Annotated in this window: 18 protein-coding genes and 4 tRNA genes; 18 read left to right on the top strand and 4 right to left on the bottom strand. The window is 64.0% G+C overall.

Annotation, left to right across the window (positions count from 1 at the left end):
• The first annotated feature begins 10 nt into the window (after positions 1-10).
• The 13 genes from citC (at position 11) to citX (ending at position 14,017) form a co-directional block, all read left to right on the top strand.
• Positions 11-1,096 carry a [citrate (pro-3S)-lyase] ligase gene (gene citC, locus DESPIGER_RS01375; RefSeq protein ID WP_072332068.1) on the top strand — a complete coding sequence of 362 codons (1,086 nt, stop codon included), beginning with the start codon at positions 11-13 and terminating at the stop codon, positions 1,094-1,096.
• Between the two features lie 31 nt (positions 1,097-1,127).
• A complete protein-coding gene (gene citD, locus DESPIGER_RS01370; protein WP_197678013.1) occupies positions 1,128-1,439 on the top strand; it encodes a citrate lyase acyl carrier protein in 312 nt (103 codons plus the stop codon).
• Positions 1,426-2,331, top strand: a complete 906-nt coding sequence (locus DESPIGER_RS01365; protein WP_072332065.1) for an aldolase/citrate lyase family protein — start codon at positions 1,426-1,428, stop codon at positions 2,329-2,331. The genes citD and DESPIGER_RS01365 overlap by 14 nt, the downstream gene beginning before the upstream one ends.
• Complete coding sequence (citF, locus tag DESPIGER_RS01360; protein ID WP_072332060.1) at positions 2,321-3,889, top strand: citrate lyase subunit alpha; 1,569 nt, start codon at positions 2,321-2,323, stop codon at positions 3,887-3,889. Before DESPIGER_RS01365 ends, citF begins: the two co-directional genes overlap by 11 nt.
• A gap of 69 nt (positions 3,890-3,958) precedes the next feature.
• Entirely contained in the window at positions 3,959-4,162 is a 204-nt protein-coding gene (locus tag DESPIGER_RS01355; protein ID WP_072332057.1) for a 4Fe-4S dicluster domain-containing protein, read from the top strand.
• The gene (locus tag DESPIGER_RS01350; protein WP_072332054.1) at positions 4,159-5,307 is read left to right on the top strand and encodes a 2-oxoacid:acceptor oxidoreductase subunit alpha; all 1,149 of its coding nucleotides are present in this window, start codon (positions 4,159-4,161) and stop codon (positions 5,305-5,307) included. The genes DESPIGER_RS01355 and DESPIGER_RS01350 overlap by 4 nt, the downstream gene beginning before the upstream one ends.
• A gap of 1 nt (position 5,308) precedes the next feature.
• A complete protein-coding gene (locus DESPIGER_RS01345; protein WP_072332051.1) occupies positions 5,309-6,109 on the top strand; it encodes a 2-oxoacid:ferredoxin oxidoreductase subunit beta in 801 nt (266 codons plus the stop codon).
• Positions 6,110-6,113: 4 nt separating this feature from the next.
• The gene (locus tag DESPIGER_RS01340) at positions 6,114-6,656 is read left to right on the top strand and encodes a 2-oxoacid:acceptor oxidoreductase family protein (protein ID WP_072332048.1); all 543 of its coding nucleotides are present in this window, start codon (positions 6,114-6,116) and stop codon (positions 6,654-6,656) included.
• Between the two features lie 31 nt (positions 6,657-6,687).
• A complete protein-coding gene (gene sucC / locus DESPIGER_RS01335) occupies positions 6,688-7,860 on the top strand; it encodes an ADP-forming succinate--CoA ligase subunit beta (RefSeq protein ID WP_072332045.1) in 1,173 nt (390 codons plus the stop codon).
• A complete protein-coding gene (gene sucD, locus DESPIGER_RS01330; protein WP_072332042.1) occupies positions 7,857-8,732 on the top strand; it encodes a succinate--CoA ligase subunit alpha in 876 nt (291 codons plus the stop codon). The genes sucC and sucD overlap by 4 nt, the downstream gene beginning before the upstream one ends.
• Before the next feature lie 184 nt (positions 8,733-8,916).
• The gene (locus DESPIGER_RS01325) at positions 8,917-10,377 is read left to right on the top strand and encodes an SLC13 family permease (protein WP_197678012.1); all 1,461 of its coding nucleotides are present in this window, start codon (positions 8,917-8,919) and stop codon (positions 10,375-10,377) included.
• Between the two features lie 322 nt (positions 10,378-10,699).
• Positions 10,700-12,598 carry a sigma 54-interacting transcriptional regulator gene (locus tag DESPIGER_RS01320; RefSeq protein WP_072332039.1) on the top strand — a complete coding sequence of 633 codons (1,899 nt, stop codon included), beginning with the start codon at positions 10,700-10,702 and terminating at the stop codon, positions 12,596-12,598.
• Positions 12,599-12,613: 15 nt separating this feature from the next.
• Complete coding sequence (citX, locus tag DESPIGER_RS01315) at positions 12,614-14,017, top strand: citrate lyase holo-[acyl-carrier protein] synthase (RefSeq protein WP_072332036.1); 1,404 nt, start codon at positions 12,614-12,616, stop codon at positions 14,015-14,017.
• Positions 14,018-14,283: 266 nt separating this feature from the next.
• Here the strand turns inward: citX and DESPIGER_RS01310 are convergent, their stop codons facing one another.
• Entirely contained in the window at positions 14,284-16,122 is a 1,839-nt protein-coding gene (locus tag DESPIGER_RS01310) for a protein-disulfide reductase DsbD family protein (protein WP_231927600.1), read from the bottom strand.
• A 172-nt stretch (positions 16,123-16,294) separates the two neighbouring features.
• Between DESPIGER_RS01310 and DESPIGER_RS01305 the strand changes: the two genes are divergently transcribed.
• From DESPIGER_RS01305 to DESPIGER_RS01290, 4 genes are all read left to right on the top strand, one after another.
• A tRNA-Lys gene (locus DESPIGER_RS01305) sits at positions 16,295-16,370 on the top strand.
• Between the two features lie 31 nt (positions 16,371-16,401).
• Positions 16,402-16,477 (top strand) — tRNA-Lys (locus tag DESPIGER_RS01300).
• Positions 16,478-16,508: 31 nt separating this feature from the next.
• Positions 16,509-16,584, top strand: a tRNA-Lys gene (locus tag DESPIGER_RS01295).
• Between the two features lie 29 nt (positions 16,585-16,613).
• A tRNA-Lys gene (locus tag DESPIGER_RS01290) sits at positions 16,614-16,689 on the top strand.
• Positions 16,690-17,061: 372 nt separating this feature from the next.
• Here DESPIGER_RS01290 and glpK read toward each other — a convergent pair.
• Both glpK and DESPIGER_RS01280 read right to left on the bottom strand, forming a co-directional pair.
• The gene (gene glpK, locus DESPIGER_RS01285) at positions 17,062-18,570 is read right to left on the bottom strand and encodes a glycerol kinase GlpK (protein ID WP_072332030.1); all 1,509 of its coding nucleotides are present in this window, start codon (positions 18,568-18,570) and stop codon (positions 17,062-17,064) included.
• Between the two features lie 105 nt (positions 18,571-18,675).
• Entirely contained in the window at positions 18,676-19,491 is an 816-nt protein-coding gene (locus tag DESPIGER_RS01280) for an MIP/aquaporin family protein (RefSeq protein WP_072332028.1), read from the bottom strand.
• Between the two features lie 290 nt (positions 19,492-19,781).
• Between DESPIGER_RS01280 and DESPIGER_RS01275 the strand changes: the two genes are divergently transcribed.
• The gene (locus DESPIGER_RS01275) at positions 19,782-20,726 is read left to right on the top strand and encodes a helix-turn-helix transcriptional regulator (protein WP_072332026.1); all 945 of its coding nucleotides are present in this window, start codon (positions 19,782-19,784) and stop codon (positions 20,724-20,726) included.
• Between the two features lie 298 nt (positions 20,727-21,024).
• Here the strand turns inward: DESPIGER_RS01275 and DESPIGER_RS01270 are convergent, their stop codons facing one another.
• Entirely contained in the window at positions 21,025-22,017 is a 993-nt protein-coding gene (locus DESPIGER_RS01270) for a Smr/MutS family protein (protein WP_072332023.1), read from the bottom strand.
• Between the last annotated feature and the right edge of the window lie 67 nt (positions 22,018-22,084).

Genomic DNA, 22,084 nt, shown 5'->3' with positions numbered 1-22,084 from the left:
TGGAACACATATGGACGGCATCTATACCATACGGGACATCTATCTCCCCTCCCCCCTGGAACGGGAGATGCTCCATGCCTTCCTGGACAGGCATCATCTGGGCTTTGAACAGGACACCGAATGCGCCGTGGGCGTTTTTGACCACGACGATACCCTGCTGGCCTGCGGCTGCTGCGCGGGCAACGTGCTGAAACAGTTCGCCGTGGATGGCGACCATCGCGGCAACAACTTTCTGGGAGCCATCCTGTCACGGTTGATGCAGCGGCAGTACGAACGTGGCGTGGAACGTCTTTTCGTCTTCACCAAGCCGGAGAACATGCCGTTTTTCCAGCAGAACGCCTTCTATCCCGTGGCGGCCACCCAGCAGGTGGCCCTGCTGGAGAACCGCCACAGCGGCCCCCTCTACTATGCCCGCAAGTGGACCGTCAAAAAGGCACGGGACAAGAAGGCCGGGGCCATCGTGATGAACGCCAACCCCTTCACCCTGGGGCACCGCTGGCTGGTGGAAAAGGCCGCCGGGCTGTGCGAGCTGCTCTATGTGTTCGTGGTGGAGGAAGACAGCTCCGACTTCCCGTTCCAGGTGCGGAAGCAGCTCGTCATCGAAGGGACCCGCGACCTGGAGAACGTCGCGGTCTGCGATTCCGGGCCCTACATGATCTCGGCGGCCACGTTCCCGACCTATTTCATCAAAGACAAGGGGATGGTGAGCGGTATCTATACGGAGCTCGACCTGAAGATATTCGCCGATGTCATCGCACCGTATTTCCATATCAGGTCGCGTTTCGTGGGCAGCGAACCCCTGTGTGCCGTCACCCAGTTCTATAACGAGGCCATGAAAAGCCAGCTGCCCGCCAAGGGGATCATGGTCTACGAGATCTTCCGCAAAGAAGTCGGCGGCGTGCCCATCAGCGCGTCGCTGGTGCGCAAGATCATCAGGGACCAGGGCCCGGACCATCCCCTGCTGGAATCCCTGCTCCCGCAAACGACGCTGTCCTGGCTGCGCAGCGACGAAGCCGGGCCGGTCATGGAAAAGATCCGTCGCCGTTCCCCGGAAGCCCCGGCGCGCGGATGCGTTACTGGAAACGGAACCACATAACGACACCATCAAGCCATCTTCAGGAGTCCTTATGCTGAAACTCAAAAAGGCGGCCATAGCCGGGACATTGGAGTCCAGCGATGTGCAGGTATCCATTGCGCCGAACGAGGAAGGAGGACGCAAGATCGAGTTGCAGAGCGTCGTCAGGATGCAGTTCGGGGAATCGATCCTGGCGACAGTGCATCGCGTCCTGGATGAATTCGATGTGCAGGACGCCGTTGTGCGCCTCAACGACAAGGGGGCCATCGACATCGTGATCATGTCACGGATGCAGGCGGCCATCTGCCGGGCCGCCGCGATCGCCTACGACTGGGCGAAGGAGGATCCCCATGGCCAGCACTAAGCTCATCAGGACATCGCTCTATGCCAGCGGCGCGTCGCCCGTGAACATGATCCAGGCCGTTTTCTACAACCAGGACTGCATGGTCTATGACCTGGAAGATTCCGTGCCCCTGACGGAAAAGGACAGCGCGCGTTTCCTCGTCTGCAACATGGTCCGCCTGAAGCGCCCCAGGGACAAGTACGTCCTGATCCGCGTCAACGGCATCTATTCCGAATTCTTCGACGAGGACCTGGAAGCCGCCGTGCGCGCCAGGCCCGATGCCCTGCGCATCCCCAAGGTCGAGTACGCCCGGGAGGTGCACGACATCGTGGCCAGGGTGGCCCGCATCGAGCAGGCGGCCGGCATCCCCGAAGGCGAGACAAAGCTCTGGTGCAACATCGAATCCCATATCGGGGTCCTGAACGCCCGGGAAATCGCCGAAGCCGATCCGCGCGTGGTGGTCCTGGCCCTGGGGGCCGAGGACTTTACGGCGAGCATGCACGCCCGCCGCACCAAGGCCGGCTGGGAGATCTTTTATGCCCGCAACGCCGTGCTGATGGCCTGCCGCGCCGCCGGCAAGGGCTGCGTGGACGCCGTCTTCTCCGACATCAATGACGCCGAGGGCCTTCAGGCCGACGCAGAGATCACCAAGACGCTGGGCTTCGACGGCAAGACCGTGGTGCATCCGCGCCAGATCGATACGGTGAACGCCCTGTTCACCCCCACACAGAAAGAAATCAACCACGCCATCCGGGTGCTGGACGCCATCGAGGAAGGCAAAAAGCGCAACAAGGGCGCCGTGACCCTCGATGGCAGCATGCTGGACATGCCCATGGTCATCCGGGCCGAGAACGTCATTGCCCTCGCCAGGGCCGCGGGCATCAAGATCGGAGGGAAGTACGATGAGCGTTAACAGTGTTGGCCGTGAGATCCCTCAAGAAGTGAACGGGCGCGTGCTGAGACCTTTCCGGGGCGCCTTCACCACCCCGCCCGCAGACCAGCCCGTGCGCTCGGCACGCCGGCAGAAGCTGGTCGTCCCCGGCGAGTCCAAGCTGCTCTCCTCCCTGGCCGAGGCCATCAAGGCCAGCGGCCTCAAGGACGGCATGACCATTTCCTTCCACCACAGTTTCCGCGAAGGGGACATGATCATCGGCCAGGTGCTCACGGCCATCAGCGAACTGGGCATCAAGGGCCTGCGCTTCGCGCCCAGTGCCGTGGTGAACATCAAGGCCCCCTCCATCGTGGACTTCGTCCGCAAGGGCACCATCAACCGCATCGAGGCCAGCGGCATCCGCGGCGAACTGGGCGATGCCGTCATCGACGGCCTGATGGACAATCCGGTGGTGCTGCGGCCGCACGGGGCGCGGCCACGGGCCATCGAGGCCGGCGAACTGGAAATCGACGTGGCCTTCATCGGCGCGTCCTCGGCCGACGAATACGGCAACGCCACCGGCCTGACCGGTCCCAACACCTGCGGTTCGCTGGGCTATTCCTTCATCGACGCCAGGTCGGCGCGTACCGTGGTCATCATCACCGATCATCTGGTGCCCTACCCCTGCGTGCCGGCCAGCATCTCGCAGGACAACGTGGACTATGTGGTCAGGGTGGAGCAGATCGGCGACAGCGCCAAGATCGGCAAGGGCGCGGCGCGGGTCACCAAGAACCCGCGCGACCTGCTCATCGCCGAACGGGCGGCCCGGCTCATCGCCGAATCCGGCTGGTTCAGGGACGGCTATTCCTTCCAGACCGGCGCCGGGGCCATCAGCATAGCCTGCACCAACTTTCTGGCCGACCTCACGGCCGAAAAGGGCATCCGGGCGTCCTTCTCGCTGGGCGGCTCCACCGCGGCCATCGTGGAGATGTTCAAACGCGGCCTGGTGCGCACCATCCAGTGCAGCCAGTGCTTCGACTCCGTGGCCGCCCATGCCATGACCAGCGATCCCAACATCGTGGAGATCGACAACAGCCTCTATGCCAACCCCCACAACAAGGGGGCCATGGTCAACAAGCTGGACTTCGGCATCCTGGGCGCGCTGGAAGTGGACGTGGACTTCAACGTCAACATCCTCACCGGCTCCAGCGGTGAAATGATGGGCGGTCTGGGCGGCGGCCCCGACGTGGCCGCCGGCGCGGAAGTCTCCATCGTCACCCTGCCCGTGGTGCGCGGCAGGACTCCCTCCATCGTCAAGAAGGTCTTCACGGTCTGCACCCCCGGCGAAACCGTCGCTGCGGTGGTCACCGAGGCGGGCATCGCCCTCAATCCCCGGCACCGCAACTACGCCCGGCTCAGGGAGAACCTGGAAAAGAGCAACCTCAAGCTGGTCGATATCGAGGAATTGCGCCGTATCGCGGAGGACATCACCGGTGTGCCCAAGCCCATCCAGTGCACGGACAAGATCGTCTGCCTCGTGGAGTTCCGCGACGGCACGGTCATCGACGTCATCCGCCAGGTCAAGCGCGACGAGCGCTGACCCCGGCGCAGCGCGCCCCCGGCGATAACGGTCTGGTCGTGGTCACAATCCAACCAACTAGGAGGCCCAATGATTCTCATAACCCGTCAATGGTGCAAGGGCTGCGGCGTATGTGTGGCGTTTTGCCCCAAGAAGGCTCTGCACCTGGATGCCCAGGAAAAAGCGGTGTGCGATGAGGAAAAGTGCGTGCAGTGCGGTTTGTGCGAACTCTACTGCCCTGATCTGGCCATAGAAATGCCGGAGGAAGGCAAGGAAAACGAGGTGCAGCAATGAGCGGAGAAATTCGTTTTGTGCAAGGTAACGAGGCCTGCGTTCGCGGGGCGCTCTACGCTGGCGTACGTTTTTTTGCCGGCTACCCCATCACGCCGTCCACTGAGATCGCCGAACACCTGTCCGAAGAACTGCCCCGCGTGGGCGGGCGCTTCGTGCAGATGGAAGACGAGATTGCCTCCATGTGCGCCGTCTGCGGCGCCTCCCTGGCCGGCTCCAAAGCCATGACAGCCACGTCCGGCCCCGGCTTTTCCCTGAAGCAGGAGGCCCTGGGCTACGCCATCATGGCCGAGATCCCCTGCGTCATCGTCGATGTGCAGCGCGGCGGCCCCTCCACGGGCCTGCCCACGGAATGCTCCCAGGGCGACGTGATGCAGGCGCGCTGGGGGGCCCATGGCGACCACGCCATCATCGCCCTCACGGCATCCTCCATCCAGGACGTCTTCAGCATGACGGTGGAAGCCTTCAATCTGGCCGAGACCTACCGCACCCCGGTGGTCCTGCTGTTCGACGAAGTCATCGGTCACATGCGCGAAAAGCTGGAGATCCCGGCCCCCGACGTCCTGCCCGTGGTGGAACGCCTCCATACCGACGTGCCGGAAGGGGTGAACTACCATCCCTACCTGCCCCGTGAGGACGGCCGCCTGCCCATGTCCGACTTTGGCGGCGTGCACCGCTACAACGTCACGGGCCTGCATCACGACATCTGGGGCTTCCCCACCCAGAACGCCACCCAGATCGTCAAGCTCAACTACCACCTTTACGACAAGATCGAAAACCGCGCCCACATCCTGGCCCGCTGGAAGGAATACTTCCTTGAGGATGCGGAGCAGATCCTCGTCTCCTACGGCTCGTCGGCCCGCAGTGCCCGCCATCTGGTGGAAGGCCGCCGCGCCAAGGGCGACCGCATCGGCCTGCTCGAACTGCAGACACTCTGGCCCTTCCCGGCCCAGCTGGTACGGGAAAAAACGGCCCATGCCAAGAGCGTCTTCGTCGTGGAAATGAATATGGGCCAGATATGCGCCCAGGTGAAGAACGTCGTGGCCAATCCCGATCGCGTGTTCCTTGTCAACCGTATGGACGGCAAGCTGGTAACGCCCACGGATATCGGCCAGATCATGCGCGTCATTGAAGGAAGGGGGTACTAGGATGTCTGTTCGTCACCTTATCCGCAAGCGTTTCTTCCCCCATCTCTGGTGCCCGGGATGCGGCCACGGCATCATTCTGAACGGTTTGCTGCGCGCAGTGAACGAGCTCGGTCTCGATCAGTGCAGCCTGTGCATGGTCTCGGGCATCGGCTGTTCCTCGCGCATCTCCGGCTATGTGGACTTCCACAGCATGCACACCCTGCACGGGCGCGCCCTGGCCTTCGCCACCGGCCTGAAGCTGACCCGGCCCGGGCTCAACGTCTTTGTCCCCATGGGCGACGGTGATGCCACGGCCATCGGCGGCAACCATTTCATCCATGCCTGCCGCCGCAACATCGACATGGTGGCCATCGTCATGAACAACCGCATCTACGGCATGACCGGCGGCCAGTACTCGCCGCTCTCCGGCCGCGGGATCGTGGCCACCACCGCCCCGTACAGCAACATCGACCGGGCCTTCAACACGGTGGATCTGGCCATCGGCGCGGGCGCCACCTTCGTGGCCCGCACCACGGCCTTCCATGTCAAGGAGATCTCGCAGCTCATCAAGAAGGCCTACCAGCACAAGGGCTTTTCTGTGGTGGAAGTCCTCAGCCAGTGCCCCACCTATTTCGGCCGCAAGAACAAGCTCGGTGGCGCTGTGGAGATGCTCCAGTGGTATCGCGACAATACCGCGCCCCTGGGGTCCAAGAAGCTGGAAGAAAATCCCCAGCTCATCCCCAGAGGCGTCTTTGTGGACAAGGACGCGCCCGAATACTGCGACGAATACGCCAACATCATCAAGAGGGCAAACAAGGAGTAACACGATGGAAAAGTACCGCTTTCTTCTGTCCGGTTCCGGCGGCCAGGGGGTGATCACCATGGCCATCCTGCTGGCCGGGGCCGCCGTCCTCTATGAAAAGCGTATCGCCGTGCAGTCGCAGTCCTACGGGCCCGAAGCCCGCGGCGGAGCCACCCGTTCCGACGTGATCATCTCCGACAGCGAGATCCTCTTCCCCAAGGTGACGCAGCCCAATGTGCTGGTGGCCCTGACCAATGAGGCCGCCGGCAAGTACATGCCCCTGCTGCGTCCCGGCGGTCTCTGCCTCTATGACAGCGACCTGGTCCAGCCCTCGCAACGCCTGGATGCCGACCTGAAGGGCCTGCCCATGTACCGCAAGGTCATGGAGAAAGTGGGCAAGGCCAATACCCTGAATATCTGTGTGCTGGGCGCCCTCATCACCCTGACCGGCGCCATCAGGATGGAATCCATCCAGAAGATGCTGGCCGACCGCTTCAGGCCCGCCTTCCACGCGGCCAATAACGCCGCCCTGGAACTGGGTGCCGAACTGGCCCGCCCGCTGGTCTGAACGAGCCCCGCAACCTCCTACGGAGCACGCTATGAACATTCATGAATACCAAGCCAAAGGTCTGCTGAAAGAATTCGGCGTCCCCGTGCCGCAGGGCGGCCTGGCCGTCACCCCGCAGGAAGCACGCGCCGTGGCCGAAAGCCTTCCGGGCCCCGTGTGGGTGGTGAAAGCGCAGATCCATGCCGGTGGCCGCGGCAAGGGCGGCGGCGTCAAGGTCTGCAAAAGCCCCGATGCCGTGGAAGAGGCTGCCCGGGCCATCCTGGGCATGCAGCTCGTGACCCACCAGACCGGCCCCGAGGGCAAGAAGGTGCACAAGGTCTGGGTGGAACAGGGCACCGACATCGCCCGCGAACTCTACCTGTCCGTGGTCCTGGACCGCGCCGCCGCATGCCTGACCGTCATGGCCTCGCCCGACGGCGGCATGGATATCGAGGCCGTGGCCGAAAAAACGCCGGAGCGCATCTTCACCACCCGGCTGGACGGCTGCCTGCGCGTCTGGCCCTATCAGGCCCAGAGCCTTTTCTTTGGCTGCGGGCTCACCCAGGCCCAGGTGGGCGAAGGGGTGAAGCTGCTGCAGGGGCTGGTGGAACTGGCCGCGGCCAAGGACGCCACGCTGGTGGAGATCAACCCGCTGGCCGTGACCGGTGACGGGCATCTGGTAGCCCTGGATGCCAAGATGAACTTTGACGAGAGCGGCCTGAAGCGCAACCCCGACATCGCCGCCCTGGAAGACCCCGAGGAAGGCGATCCCCTGGAGCGCAAGGGCCAGGAAATGGGCGTCAATTATGTGCGCCTCGACGGCTATGTGGGCACCATGGTCAACGGTGCCGGCCTGGCCATGGCCACCATGGACGCCATCAAGCAGGCCGGAGCGCTGCCGGCCAACTTTCTGGATGCCGGCGGCGGCGCCAGCGAGGAAACGGTGGCGGCCGGCTTTTCCATCATGCTGTCGGACCCCAGGGTCCGCGGCATCCTCATCAACATCTTCGGCGGGATCCTGCGCTGCGACATCGTGGCCCAGGGGGTGGTCAACGCCGCCAGAAAGGTCAACCTCCAGCTGCCGCTGGTAGTGCGCCTTGAGGGGACCAACGTGGAAGAAGGCAGGCGCATCCTCCGGGAAAGCGGCCTGAAGTTCGAGACCGCGGCCAGTATGGCTGAGGCCGCACAGCGTATCGCCGGGCTGACGAAGGAGGTGCGGTCATGAGCATCCTGGTAAACGCCGATTCGCGCATCCTCGTGCAGGGCCTGACCGGACGCGAGGGGCAGTTCCACGCCAGGCAGATGCTGGACTACGGGACCAACATCGTGGCGGGCTGCACCCCCGGCAAGGGCGGCATGGAAGTCCTGGGCGTGCCGGTTTTCAACACCTGCGCCGAGGCCGTCAAAGCCACGGGGGCCGATGTCAGCATCATCTTCGTGCCTTCGGCGGCGGCCGCCGACTCCGCCTGTGCCGCTGCGGCGGCGGGCATCAAGCTGGTGGTGCTGATCACCGAGCACATCCCCGTGCTGGACATGGTGCGGGCCAAGGCATTCCTCAACGCCCACGGCACCAGGCTCATCGGCCCCAACTGCCCCGGCATCATCACGCCCGGGGCCTGCAAGCTGGGCATCATGCCCGGCTACATATTCAAACCCGGCCCCATCGGTCTGGTGAGCCGTTCCGGCACCCTGACCTATGAGGCCACCTACCAGCTCACCTGCCAGGGGCTCGGACAGAGCACCTGTGTGGGCATCGGCGGCGACCCTGTTCCCGGCCTCTACTTCACGGAGATCCTCGAGCTCTTCCGGGACGATCCCCAGACGGAGGCCGTGTGCCTGATCGGCGAGATCGGAGGGGACGGGGAAGAACGCGCCGCCGCCTACATCAGGGAGAGCCGGTATCCCAAGCCCGTCTTTGGCTTCATCGCCGGGCTGACGGCCCCCAAGGGCAAACGCATGGGCCACGCCGGCGCCATTATCAGCGGCTCCAAGGGGCGCGGCGAGGACAAGATCAAGGCGCTGGAATCCGCCGGGGTCACCATCATCCATGAGTTGGGCAGGTTTGGAGAAACCGTTGCCCGAAGCCTGAAGCCATAGGCAGGCCTTCCGGCAGGGCCGGAGCGCGAGACCCCGCTCCTGCTCCGGCCCTGTCCTCTCCCCTGCCGCAACGGGACCGGCACCTCAACATCCGCACTTTCTTTCGCACTATGCCGATATCCGCATTTTAAGGAGTTTCGTCCATCGTTTTCTTTCCAGCAACGTTTACCAGGAGGAAAAAACCATGTTTGCCATGCCAGGAAAGCTGTCCGCACTTTTCACGCTGTATAATGTAGAACGATGGTTTGGCCTTCTTGGCGGCACGCTGCTCCTGCTGTTTACGGTCTTTGCAGATCCCTGGTTCGGCCTGCCGCCCACGGCCTGGCACTGTCTTGGCCTGGTGCTGCTCATGGCTGTCTGGTGGGCCACCGAAGCTGTTCCCCTGCCGGTGACCGCCCTGCTGCCCATCATCTTCCTGCCCATGCTCGGGCTCTGCAACGTCAAGGCTTCCACGGCCCCCTACGCGCACCCCACCATCTATCTTTTCTTCGGCGGCTTCCTGCTGGGCCTGGCCATGGAAAAATGCAACCTGCACAAGCGCATCGCCCTGCTCATCCTGAGCAAGGTCGGCTCCTGTCCCAGGATGCAGATCGCGGGCTTCATGTTCGCCACCGGCTTCATCAGCATGTGGGTCAGCAATACGGCCACGGCCATCATGATGCTGCCCATCGGCATCTCCGTGGCGTCCGTCGTCACCCAGGGGCAGGATGCCGGGGAAGCCAAGCGCTTTTCCTGCGCGCTGATGCTCGCCATCGCCTATTCCTCCAGCATCGGCGGCATGGGCACCCTTATCGGCACGCCGCCCAATGCGCTCTTGCGCGCCTTCCTGGCCGAGCACTACCATATCCATATCGGCTTCGGGCAGTGGATGCTGCTGGGGGTCCCCGTGGCCGTTGCCCTCAGCCTGTTCACCTGGTGGTGGCTGACCCGCAAGCCCTTCAACTTTGCAGGGAACACCGTCCACGAAAAGATCCGGCAGGAACTGGAGGCCCTGGGGCCCGTCAGCCGTGAAGAAGCCATGACGGCGTGCCTCTTCGGCTGCGCCGCCCTCTGCTGGGTCCTGCAGCCGATCATCTCCAGGGCCCTGCCTTTTGTGGATGACACCTTCATCGCCATGTGCTTCGGCCTGCTGCTCTTCGTCATGCCGGTGGATATGGGCAAACGCCAGTTCCTCATGAACTGGCAGGAGGCCCGCAAGCTGCCCTGGGGCATCCTGCTGCTTTTTGGCGGGGGGCTCTCGCTGGCCGGGGCCATCAACTCCACCGGTCTGGCCTCCTGGATGGCCAATGTGCTGGGCTCCCTGCAAGGGATCCCCTTCATCCTGATGACCTTCATCCTCGTCATCACGGTCCAGATCATGACGGAGTTCACGTCCAATACGGCGACCTCGGCGGCTTTTCTCCCGCTGGTGGGCATCATGGCCGTCGCCCAGGGGATCGAGCCCGCCATCTATGCCATCCCCGCCGCCCTGGCCGCCAGCTGCGCCTTCATGCTGCCCGTGAGCACGCCGCCCAATGCCATCGTTTTCCGCAGCGGCGCCCTGACCATTCCCGACATGCTGCGTGCGGGATTCGCCCTGACGCTGGCCAGCGGCGTGATCATCACCCTGCTGGTCTGGCTGCTGGTACCGCTGGTTTTCGTTTAGGGCGCTCTGGCGCACTTTTTGATTACGCAGGACTTTGCTACAGTTTCCCCATGGCGTGGAAGGCGCCAGGATAGTTTGCATTATGGGGAAACGGCCCGCCCCCCCTGTCACCCCTGCGCACCTGCGGGGGCGGGGAACCACGCCGACCGGCGGCAGAACGCTCCCGCTGTCCGCCGGTCGGACCATCCCGCTGCGGCGCCCCCCTGCGAACACGTCCGGTCTCCTGCCGGCAGGCCGTGCCGGACAACGCCGTCACAGCGCCCCCCACGCTCCGCATAACGACGGCAGACATGCCGCCGCCAACGCACAGGACGGGAAAGCCATGGACAACCAGCCGCCACTCGCACGCAGCAGACGCACCCTCTTCCTCCTGCCCAAGGGCGCCATGCTGAAAAGGCACATCCGGGAATACAGCCGCCAATACCCCGAGATCGTTTTCCGCTCGCTGGATCCCATCTCCAAGTACAGCGAGGCGGAAAAGATCGCCCAGGAAGGCTTCGACATCGTCGTGGCGCGCGGCAATACGGCCGACGAGCTGCGCAAGCTCCTGCCCAACATCTACGTCATCAACTTCAACATCACGGCATACGATGTCCTGCGCCTCATCATCGACAGGAAATTCTGGGGCAAGACCATCGGCCTCATCACGGTCCGCATGAACATCAGCGGCCTGGAGCTGGTCTCCAAGGTCCTGGGCGTCAAGATCCTCGACTATACCTACACGCCCCTGGAAGGCATCGAGGCCCGGATCCGGGAATGTCTGGCCCAGGGGGCCAGCGTCATCATCGGCGGGACACTCTCCAACATCGTGGGCAAAAGGATGGGCGTTCCCATCCATGTGGTGCCCATCGGCCCGGAGTGCATGCAGGCCGCCCTCGACAAGGTCCACCAGGTGCAGGATGCCATCCAGTTTGAAGAGTCGCGCCAAAATTACTGGGGCCAGCTGCTGGACAACCTCATCGAAGGCGTCATCTCCGTGGATGCCGACAATAAAGTGACGGCCATCAACAGGGCAGCGGAAAAGATCATCTGCTCCCCGCGCCGCGAGCTCCTCAACAAGAGCGTCAGGAACCTTCCCGAAGCCTTCTGGGAAGAATTCAAGATCACGCGTGAAGAATCCGTCATCAGGCTCAACCAGACGGATTACGTCTGCATCCAGACGCCCATCCTGGAAGACAGCAAGATCTGCGGCGGCATCTTCACCCTGTACGAAAAGAGCAACGTCGAACGGATGGAGCACACCGTGCGCGTGGAAAGCTACGTCAACGAGCATAATGCCCGCTACAAGTTCTCCGACGTCATCGGCGAATCGGATGCCATCCGGCGCATCATCTATACGTCCAAGAAATACGCCTCGACCAATTCCAACATCCTCATCACCGGTGAGTCCGGCACAGGCAAGGAGCTCTTCGCCCAAAGCATCCATAATGCCAGCCAGCGCAAGCGCAATCCTTTCGTGGCCATCAACTGTGCGGCCTTCCCGCGCGACATCCTGCCCAGCGAGCTTTTCGGCTATGTGGAAGGCGCGTTCACCGGCGCATCACGCAAGGGCAAGCCCGGCCTGTTCGAGATCGCCAATTACGGCACGGTCTTTCTCGATGAGATCGCCGAGATGGACTACAACACCCAGGTCAACCTGCTGCGCGTTGTCCAGGAACGTTATGTCATCCGCCTGGGCAGCCACAGGCCCATCAACATCAACTGCCGGATCATCGCGGCCACCAACAAGGATCTGCCCCAGATGGTCAGGGAAGGCAAATTCCGGGAAGACCTTTTCTTTCGCCTTAACGTCCTTTCGCTGGAAATACCGCCGCTGCGCAGCCGGAAGTGCGACATCATCCCCATCCTGCTGCATTATCTGAACAAGAACAATTTTCTGAAAAAGAACAAGGTGACCATATCCAGGGAAGCCTGCGAGCTTTTGCAGTCCTACTCCTGGCCGGGCAACATCCGCGAAGTCTGCAACATCGCGGAACGTCTTCTGGCCATCCTGAAGACCACCCATATCGAAAGCAAGGACCTGCGCCAGGTCATCCAGCCCGACTCGCCCCTGTGGCTTGAGACGCGGCATCTGAATTTCGACCCCAGACAGGCCAGGCACCTGGCGCAGAAAAAGGAAAGCGAGGAGATGCTGGCGGCCTGCGGGGGCAACGCTTCGCTTGCCGCCAGCCGCCTGGGGATCTCGCGCTCCACATTATGGCGACGGCTCCGGCGAGCCTGACAGCAGGAGGTGACCATGCAGACGCACAGCGCAGACATCCCCCAGCCCGCCCTTCTGGAAGAAATCCTCCGGGCCCGGGAAGAACGGCAACACCGGCAGCAGCGCCTGCTGCGACGGTACCGGAGGCCGCTCATCTCGCTGTCCCTCAATATTGCCGGTGCGCTCAAGCAGTTCCCCCTGGCCCAAAAGACATATGCCGAAGCAAGCAGGATGATGCACCGGCACCTGGAGCGCATGGGGGCCTGCGTCATCGGCGCCGAGGAGGTCCATGCCAGGAGCGGCAGCGAGGGCTGCTTTGCCGTCGACGGCAGGGACGCCACCAGCCTGAAGCGGGGCATGGTCGCGCTGGAGGAGAGCCGGCCCGTCGCCCGTCTGTTCGACCTGGACGTGCTGGATGCAGACGGACGCCACCTTTCCCGGAAAGATCTCGGCCTGCCCCCCCGCCGCTGCCTGCTGTGCGACGCCGCCGCAGCCGGCTGTGCCCGCAGCCGGGCCCATGCCCTGGAAGAGGTGCGGCGCCATACCCTGCGTCTCATGGAACGGCATTTTCAGGAACAGAAAGCGGACATCCTGGCCGGTTACGCCCTGCGCAGCCTGCTGTATGAAGTCTGCGTGACCCCCAAGCCCGGCCTGGTGGACCGCGTCAGCAACGGCGCCCATGACGATATGGACATCTTCACCTTCATGGACAGCAGCAGCGTGCTCTTCCCCTACTTCCGGCACTGCGCCCTGCTGGGCCTGCGGGAACACGGCCTGGCGCCGGACGCCCTGTTCGACAGGCTGCGCTGTCCGGGCATGGACGCCGAGGATGCCATGCACCGGGCCACGGGAAACGTCAATACCCACAAGGGGGCCATCTTTTCCCTCGGCATCGTCTGCGCCGCGGCGGGCAGGCTGCTGGGCCGGCAGGAAAGGCTGACCCCCGCCGCCATCAGCGCCACCTCCGCCGCCATGACCTCCGGCGTGCTGGCCGAGTGCCGGAACGTCCCGCCGAACGTGCCGCTGACCAACGGCCTGCGGCTGTACGGCAAGGGCATCCACGGTGCACGCGGCGAAGCGGCCAGCGGCTTTTCTTCCGTGCTCCGCTACGGACTGCCCAGCCTGGAGCGGGAACTGGCGGCCGGCGCGTCCATCGACAGGGCGGGGGCGCTCACCCTCATCAGGCTGATGGCCAAGGTCTTCGATACCAACATCATCTCCCGGAGCAGCCTGAGGGATCAGTATGCCCTCCAGGACAGGCTGCAGGGCATCCTGGCCGCTGACGAGGCCCCCTCCCGGGCCCGGCTGCGGGAACTCGATGCCTGGCTCGTGGCCGGCAACATCAGCCCGGGCGGTTGCGCGGACCTGCTGGGTCTTTCCTGGATGCTGCATTTCCTGCGCCGGGATACCGCGCTGGAGGAGCGGGACCAGGAGGCATGAGCGCGCTCAGGCCGCCCGCAGGCCGAAGACGCATGAAAAGGGCCTGTGACGGCGTCACGGACCCTTTTTTCCGGTATCCTCCGGTCATTCGGCCGGGGGCCCCTTCCCGCCATCCCCCGGGAGGACGCGGGGCCGCGCCCATGCCGGGCTCTTTCCCCCGGCAACCGTCCCGGCATCAGGCCCGGCATCAGGAAAGAAGGCGCCGAAACGGGCATCCTGGGCACCCCATGCGGGCATGGAGAGCCCAGGCCGGGCCGCGCTGGCGGCTAGTCGCCGAAGGCCTTCTCCAGCGCGTCTTCCAGGGTGCCTGCGGTGTAGACATCGCGCAGCACCAGCGGGGACGATGCCTGCTCCCCTGCCGGGAACAGGGCCGTCAGCGGGATGCTCTTGCTGCCCAGGGCCTCCAGCAGGCGGATGCCATAGGCATTGACGCCCGTCAGATCCACCCGGATCAGTTCCATGCCGTAGCGTGCACGCAGCTTGCGCATCCGTTCGTCGGTCAGCACCGTGGCTTCCAGGACCTTGCAGTTGGGGCAGGAATCCGCCGTGAACTCCAGCAGCATGGCCTTGTGGCCGAGCTCGGCCTGGAACTGCCCGGGACTGAATTCCCGCCAGTGCACCAGCGGCGCGGCAGGCCGCAGGACCCAGATGAAGGAGCCCGCCAGGATCAGCACCGTCAGGGCCCCGATGATGCGGCAGCGCAGACGGGGGGACGCGGGGCCGCAGAACTGGCCCCAGAGCCAGGCCACCAGCGAAAGCACCAGCAGCACGCACAGGACCTGCATGTGCTTTTCCACCGGCAGGATGGAGAGCAGGTACAGGGCCGTGCCCAGCAGGCAGAAGCCCAGGATGCGTTCAAAGACTTTCATCCAGTTGCCCGGACGCGGCAGGATGCGGGCCAGCTGGGGCCAGATGCTGAACAGGATGTACGGCAGGGCCATGCCCAGGCCCACAGCCCAGAAGACCACCATCAGGACCAGCAGCGGCTGGGTGAAGGCCCATCCCAGCACGCCGCCCAGCAGCGGGCCGCTGCACGGCGTGGCCAGGAAGGTGGAGACCAGGCCGGTCAGGTAGGGTTGCAGCCGGGGATTCCTGCTGTTGGCGCCGGCTTTGAGGTCGATGACCGGCAGGGTGAAGACCCCCAGCATGGAAAGGCCCATAAGAAAGACCAGCATCACCAGCCCCAGCAGCAGGCTCTGCTGCTGGTAGAGCTGCCCCCAGATCATGTCCGCGGCCCCCAGCACCAGGGCCAGCACGGTGAACAGGGTCATGATGCCCGCGGAGAAAAAGAGGTTGTGCTCGCGGAAACGCCGCAGGCTTTCCCTGTCTCCCCTGCCGCCCATGAGCAGCAGGCCGCTGATCTTGAAAGTCAGCACCGGCAGCACGCAGGGCATGGCGTTGAGCAGCAGGCCCGCCAGTATGCCCACGGCAAGCGCCATGCCGAACCCCGATATCTCCACGGAGCCGTCGGCATACTGGGGCGTCAGCTCCAGGGCGAAACCGTCCGGGGGCGGCAGGGGCTTTTCGCTGCCGGCATCCTGCGGGGCGGCCAGCGGATCCTGAGCGGGGTCCGTGACGGGGCTCAGGCCGCCTGCCCCATCCTCGCCGACGGCAAAGGGCAGCCCGGGAGCGGAGGGGGCCGCCTTCGAGAGCACGGGCGGCACGCGCCGCAGCTCGTCCCAGAGGGCCTTCCAGGGCACCGCCTCCAGCCCGGGCAGGGTATCCGGCACCTGGCCGCTGATGGTCTGCGAGACCGGGAGGCAATTGCGCGAGGAACACAGCAGCATGCTCAGGACAGCGTCAAAGCCGGCATGCCGGGCCTCGTGCGGCAGAAGGACAAAGAGGGTCGTGGGACTCTCGTAGACATGGACGGTCGCATCGGGGTCGAAGAAATCCCGCTGCATGAACCCCTGGGGATACCATACGGGCAGGCCGCTGCCGTCATCCAGGCGGATGGACAGCGTGGTCGGGCGCCCGGCATCCCCCGCTTCATGGGCATAGGCATGGTAGCCCTGAGGGAAGCCCAGCTCCAGGGCCATGACGATGCCGTCAGCGCCCTCGGCGAAATGCGGCTGCACGGACACGATGTCCGCTGCGGCAGGCATCCTGGTATCAAACTGGAATATAAGCAAAAATAAAACAAGCACCCCGGTGAGGGCGGCAAAGTTCCGTGATTTTTTCATCAAATACCTCTGGGAAGGCATTATAAAATCTTTTTTTTTCTTTTAAAAGTGTTGACAGCAGGGGAGCAAAAGGGTAGGTCTCTTTTTCGCGGATGGGTCATTAGCTCAATTGGTAGAGCAGCTGACTCTTAATCAGTTGGTTCGGGGTTCGAGTCCCTGATGGCCCACCATCCTGAAAATCGCATACAGTACCACGCTTGTGGGTCATTAGCTCAATTGGTAGAGCAGCTGACTCTTAATCAGTTGGTTCGGGGTTCGAGTCCCTGATGGCCCACCATCCTGAAAATCGCATACAGTGCCACGCTTGTGGGTCATTAGCTCAATTGGTAGAGCAGCTGACTCTTAATCAGTTGGTTCGGGGTTCGAGTCCCTGATGGCCCACCATCCTGAAAATCACATACAGTGACACGTGCGGGTCATTAGCTCAATTGGTAGAGCAGCTGACTCTTAATCAGTTGGTTCGGGGTTCGAGTCCCTGATGGCCCACCATATTTCGCCCTTGCGGAGAACCGCAAGGGCTTTTTTTGTGCGCATCGTCCCCCATGACCGCCGCCCCCTGCCGGCAGGCCTTTCCCGATGCGGACGGGCCCGTTGTGACCGGCCCATCGCTCCCGCCCCCCGGCTCCGGCCAGGCAAGACCGCCGCCAGCACATGCCTCACCGCGGCCCGTCGGAAAGGCGGGCCCGGACCCGTCACGTCCCCGGGCCGGGGCAAATCGCACGCCCCCGGACCGCCCCTGTTCCGGGCCTTCCCTGTCTGTCCCTGAAAAACGGAGAGGAAGGAAAGCCACGGCTTCCCTTCCTCCTGTTTGGTCCGGCGCGGCGATCGCCGCGCATCACAAACGCTGCCTGCGGGCTGCGCCTAATCCTCCACGTCGATCCACTGCAGGGCGCGGGACACGGCCTTCTTCCAGCCCTTGTAGCGCTGCACCTGCTTTTCCTTGTCCGCGGAGGGCTCGAAAACACGTTCGATGTGCAGACGGTTGCGCACGTCGTCCAGGCCGCTCCAGTAGCCCACGGCCAGACCGGCCAGGAAGGCGGCCCCCAGAGCCGTCACTTCCAGCGTGGCGGGCCGTTCCACATCGACGCCCAGGATGTCGGCCTGGAACTGCATCAGGAAGTTGTTGGCGCTGGCACCGCCGTCCACGCGCAAGGCCTGCAGGGGGATGCCGGAATCGGCCTGCATGGCCTCGATGACATCCTTGCTCTGGTAGGCGATGGACTCCAGCGTGGCACGGATGATGTGGCTGGCGTTGGTGCCGCGGGTCAGGCCCACGATGGCGCCGCGGGCATAGGGATCCCAGTAGGGAGCGCCCAGGCCGGTAAAGGCCGGGATCACATAGACATCGTTGGAGGTCTCCGCCTTGTTGGCGAAGTATTCCGTATCCCGGGCATCGTTGACGATCTTCAGCTCGTCCCGCAGCCACTGGATGGCGGAGCCGCCCACGAAAATGGAGCCTTCCAGGGCGTAGCAGGCCTCGCCGCGGGGACCGCAGGCCAGGGTGGTGATGAGGCCGTTCTTGGAGCTGACGGCGGTCCTGCCGGTGTTCATGAGCATGAAGCAGCCGGTGCCGTAAGTATTCTTGGCCATGCCGTTTTCCACGCACAGGTGCCCGAACAGGGCCGCCTGCTGGTCGCCGGCGATGCCCGCGATGGGGATGCGCGTGCCGCCCTTGCCGCCGATGTTGGTCTGGCCATAGACCGTGGAGGAGGGCTTGACTTCGGGCAGCATGGAACGCGGGATGCCCAGCATGGACAGGATGTGTTCGTCCCATGCCAGCTTGTGGATGTTGAAAAGCATGGTGCGCGAGGCATTGGTGTAGTCGGTCACATGCACGCGGCCCTGGGTCATGTTCCAGATCAGCCAGGTGTCGATGGTCCCGAACAGCAGCTGCCCCTGCTCCGCCTTTTCACGGGCGCCGGGCACATTGTCCAGAATCCACTTGATCTTGGTGCCGGAGAAATAGGGGTCCAGCAGCAGGCCGGTATTTTCCCGCACGTATTCCTCAAAGCCTTCGTTCTTGCGCAGTTCGTCGCAGATCTGCGCGGTGCGGCGGCACTGCCAGACGATGGCGTTGTACACGGGCTTGCCCGTATCCTTCTCCCAGACCACCGTGGTCTCGCGCTGGTTGGTGATGCCGATGGCGGCCACCTCGTCCGACGAGATGCCCACACTGGCCAGGGCTTCGGTCAGCGTGGAACTCTGGGTGGCCCAGATCTGGCGGGGATCATGCTCCACCCAGCCCGGACGGGGATAGATCTGGGGAAATTCGCGCTGCACCACAGCCACGATATTGACGTCCTGATCCAGCACGACGGTGCGGGAGCTGGTGGTACCCTGGTCCAGGGCGACGATATATTTGCCTTGCATAGCTCTTCTCCAGTGATGTTCAAAGGGGACCGGCAGGCACCGGCCTGCCCGGCAGGATAACCGCAGGATGCGGCGCCTGTCCATCGGCCCTTCCGCCAGGGGCCCTCAGGCCTTGTCCCCGGCGGCCGCGTTGCGGTCCAGGGCCGCCACGATGATGCGCTTGTAGATCCAGCCGCCGATACAGGCACCGATGACGGGCGCGATGAGCGGCACCAGGAAGTACGGCAGGCTCAGGTTGCCGTTGAGCGGATAGCCGGTCATGACATCCGTGCCCCAGCCCGCCAGGGCGGCGAACAGGCGCGGGCCGAAGTCACGCGCGGCATTCATGGCAAAGCCGGTCAGCGGGCCGAAGCTGGCCCCGATGAGCGCCACCAGCAGACCGATGAGCAGGCCGCCCAGATTGCCCTTGGGGGCGGCATTGCGCCCGTCCACCAGGGCATAGATCAGGCACATGAGCACGGCCGTGATGACCAGCTCCACGAAAAAAGCCTGGAAAAAGGTGATCTTGGGATGGGGAAACGTACAAAAGATCCCGGCCAGGGCCGTCATCCCGGCGGGATCGCCCGCCGTGGCGGCCACGGCATCGGCGAACAGGTTGTAATACATGGCATAGGCCAGCGCCGCGGCGCAGAAACCGGCCAGCATCTGGACCAGGATGTAGGGCACGACCTTGCGCCTGTCGAAATCCCCGAACAGGGCCAGGGCGATGGTCACGGACGGGTTGAGGTGCGCACCGCACACGCCGCCGCAAACATAGACGCCCATGGCCACGGCAAGGCCCCAGACGATGCTGATCTCCCACTGGCCGAAGCCGGCCCCCGCCAGCCTGAGCGCGCCCACGCAGCCGATGCCGCACAACAGGAAAATGAACGTGCCCAGGAATTCTGAAAGATAGATGTAGGTATCACCCGTTTTTTTCATAAACTCTCCACCATTGTTTCCCGATCCCTGCAAGAAGGAGAGCGCTTTTCCCATCACGCTCATGCTGCACTCGCAGGAACAGCCCTTGCCATGTGGCAGATCTTCTACCACGCTATTGTGACGGTTCTGTAACAAAGAGGAATGATTGTCTTTTATTTGCCACACTATTCCGCATGGCCGGCGCAGCTCGCAAAAAACAGCCCGAACCTACAAAAAAACACCTGCCTGTGCAATATTGGCCTTGCATCACGGCATGGCAGCATCTAGCATGAACGGCCAGGAGGTGCGCCATGCCCAGCAAACTGGATCCCGATGCCCGTACCGGCGACAAACTGCTGCGTCTTTTCCGCAAGCTGCTTTTCGACAACAGGCGCCATTTCCAGCAGGATCTGGCCCGGGAGCTCAACTGCTCCCCCCAGACGGTCATCCGCCTTATGGAGCAGATAGAAAACGCCGTGGGCATCGCCCTGGAAATGGGGATGGAACAGCGCCGCCGCTGGTATCGCCTGAACCCGGGGGAAAAGGGGCATCTGGGCCTCGACTTCGAGGAGCTGCGCTTCCTGACCCTGTGCCGCCGCATGGCAGCGGGCATCCTGCCGGAACAGACCCTGCAGCGTGTGGACAGGACCATCCAGCGCCTGGCCCTGCACATGGCGGACCCGCACTTCCAGGATCAGGACGATTTTGCCTTCTACATCAAGGGACGCATCAATTATACGCCCTTTGCGGATGCCATCGAGCGCCTTGTCCAGGCGGCCCGCTGCCAGACCGTCTGCCGGATCCGTTACAAGGCCGTGGGCAAGACGGAGCCGAGGCTCCACCGTTTCATCCCCGTGCGCATGGCCGCCATGAACAATGCCCTGTACGTGCTGGGCGGCCATCTGGGAGAGGACGGGCCCGAGGTCGAACATCCCTGCACCCTGGCCGTCCACCGCATCCAGAGCGTGGAGCTGACGGAAGACCATGCCCGGTATGAGCTGGAAGACGACGGGCACGGCGGCTTCGGCCTGCCCTGGCACGAACCGCGCACCTTCCGCATCCATGTGGCCCCCAGCGCCGCCGACTATGTGCGGGAACGCGTCTGGGCCGCCAACCAGCGCATCGAAGACAGCGATGATGGCGGCCTCATCCTGACCCTGACCACCCGCAGCGAGCCGGAACTGCGCGCCTGGGTGCGCAGCTTCGGAGATGCGGCCGCCCTGCTGGAAGACGGCGCGCCCCGGAAGCAGGGCTAAAAGTCCCGCCTCTCCGGGCCATGCTCTCCCGCCGGAACGGCAGGCCCCCGCGCTGTCCATGCCCGCACGCACGGGCCGCTCCCTCCGGCCTTGCAGCCATGCCGGGGAATCCGCATGCTCCATGTGCGTACCGGACAGCCCGGCGCCGAGGCGTCCGGCACCGCCCGCCCTGCAAGCCGGGAAAACGGCATAAAAAAAGGACGTCCGAAGACGTCCTTTTGCAGCTGTCATGGCCGGGGAGTCCTTGCCTCCGCCGGCAAGGGAGCACGGTGTCGCCCCCGGCTGTCCGGCGGTCCCCCTACTCGTACAGATCCGCGTCGGCGGGCATCCGCTCCCAGTAGACGCGGCCCTTTTTCTTGTATTTGCGCAGCAGCACATAGACGCTGCCGGGGCCGCCGTCGTGCGGCTGGGCCGTGCAGAAGGCCAGCACCACACGCTTGAAGGGATCCTGGGTGAGCCAGGACTGCAGCTTGCCGCGCAGCACGCCCACGCCGTCCGGGGAATTCTTGCCGCGACCGGGCACCACCAGGATGGTCCGCAGGCCCTTGTACCAGCTGCCGCGCATGAAGCCGCGCAGGGTCTCGAACGCCTGCTGGGCGTTGAGGCCGTGCAGGTCGAGATGGGCCTCGGGGCTCAGGCCGCCGGCGCGCAGCTTGTTCATGATCATCTGGTCCAGGCCTACCACATGGCCTTCCATGTATTCATCGGTCATGGACAGGGCGAATTCCAGCTTGCCGTCCAGGAAGTCCTGCAGGCTGGTATCCGCGGACGGCGGCGGGCTGCTCTGCGCCACCGCGGGCGGCACGTCCCGGCCCCTGCCCTGCAGGGGCGTCACCTGTTTCATGGCCAGCAAAAAGTCGTCTTCCTCCGAAGCCGCCACCACGGCTTCCAGACCGGCTGCCGCATCCTCCGCCGTGCCGGCGGGCGGAGCGACGGCAGCGGGCGCGGCCGGGGCCGCGGCTCCGCTCTCCCTGCGGGGAGCACTGCCCTTCTTCTTTTCCTTGAGCTTCTTCACCTGCGGCATGGCGCACTGTTCTTCCATGGCAAATCCGCCCTGCCCTGTTCCCTGACCGCGGGCCGATCCGCCATGCGCCGGCTGGCGCTCCACATTGCCCATGGCGGCCAGGAACAGGGAGGCGTCCTCGTCGTCCGCAGGCACGGCAGCCTGACGTGCGATGCGCTTGCCGCGCTTTTCCGGCGCCGCCGGGGCACCTGTTTTTTTCTGCTGCGGAAAACGTCCTTTTTCCAGGACCTTGAAAGGATTGTTCTTGAAGCTGCTGTCGTCGGTCATGGGAGCTCCCTGTTGCTGAAAAAAAAGCCGCGGCAAGGCCGCGGCTTTTCCCGTTGGGTCAAAAAAA

The sequence above is a fragment of the Desulfovibrio piger genome (assembly GCF_900116045.1).
GTDB lineage: Bacteria > Desulfobacterota > Desulfovibrionia > Desulfovibrionales > Desulfovibrionaceae > Desulfovibrio > Desulfovibrio piger_A.
Note: the sequence above shows the minus strand (reverse complement) of the source record. Positions and strands in the feature narration are given on the sequence as shown.

Excerpts from the sequence above, each read along its gene's own strand:
- citD (WP_197678013.1), top strand. The coding sequence starts at position 1,128 with ATGCTGAAACTCAAAAAGGCGGCCATAGCCGGGACATTGGAGTCCAGC.
- DESPIGER_RS01320 (WP_072332039.1), top strand. The coding sequence starts at position 10,700 with ATGGACAACCAGCCGCCACTCGCACGCAGCAGACGCACCCTCTTCCTC.
- citF (WP_072332060.1), top strand. The coding sequence starts at position 2,321 with ATGAGCGTTAACAGTGTTGGCCGTGAGATCCCTCAAGAAGTGAACGGG.
- DESPIGER_RS01355 (WP_072332057.1), top strand. The coding sequence starts at position 3,959 with ATGATTCTCATAACCCGTCAATGGTGCAAGGGCTGCGGCGTATGTGTG.
- DESPIGER_RS01270 (WP_072332023.1), bottom strand. The coding sequence starts at position 22,017 with ATGACCGACGACAGCAGCTTCAAGAACAATCCTTTCAAGGTCCTGGAA.
- DESPIGER_RS01325 (WP_197678012.1), top strand. The coding sequence starts at position 8,917 with ATGTTTGCCATGCCAGGAAAGCTGTCCGCACTTTTCACGCTGTATAAT.
- sucD (WP_072332042.1), top strand. The coding sequence starts at position 7,857 with ATGAGCATCCTGGTAAACGCCGATTCGCGCATCCTCGTGCAGGGCCTG.
- DESPIGER_RS01350 (WP_072332054.1), top strand. The coding sequence starts at position 4,159 with ATGAGCGGAGAAATTCGTTTTGTGCAAGGTAACGAGGCCTGCGTTCGC.
- glpK (WP_072332030.1), bottom strand. The coding sequence starts at position 18,570 with ATGCAAGGCAAATATATCGTCGCCCTGGACCAGGGTACCACCAGCTCC.
- DESPIGER_RS01310 (WP_231927600.1), bottom strand. The coding sequence starts at position 16,122 with ATGCCTGCCGCAGCGGACATCGTGTCCGTGCAGCCGCATTTCGCCGAG.
- DESPIGER_RS01345 (WP_072332051.1), top strand. The coding sequence starts at position 5,309 with ATGTCTGTTCGTCACCTTATCCGCAAGCGTTTCTTCCCCCATCTCTGG.
- DESPIGER_RS01340 (WP_072332048.1), top strand. The coding sequence starts at position 6,114 with ATGGAAAAGTACCGCTTTCTTCTGTCCGGTTCCGGCGGCCAGGGGGTG.
- citC (WP_072332068.1), top strand. The coding sequence starts at position 11 with ATGGACGGCATCTATACCATACGGGACATCTATCTCCCCTCCCCCCTG.
- sucC (WP_072332045.1), top strand. The coding sequence starts at position 6,688 with ATGAACATTCATGAATACCAAGCCAAAGGTCTGCTGAAAGAATTCGGC.
- DESPIGER_RS01365 (WP_072332065.1), top strand. The coding sequence starts at position 1,426 with ATGGCCAGCACTAAGCTCATCAGGACATCGCTCTATGCCAGCGGCGCG.
- DESPIGER_RS01275 (WP_072332026.1), top strand. The coding sequence starts at position 19,782 with ATGCCCAGCAAACTGGATCCCGATGCCCGTACCGGCGACAAACTGCTG.
- DESPIGER_RS01280 (WP_072332028.1), bottom strand. The coding sequence starts at position 19,491 with ATGAAAAAAACGGGTGATACCTACATCTATCTTTCAGAATTCCTGGGC.
- citX (WP_072332036.1), top strand. The coding sequence starts at position 12,614 with ATGCAGACGCACAGCGCAGACATCCCCCAGCCCGCCCTTCTGGAAGAA.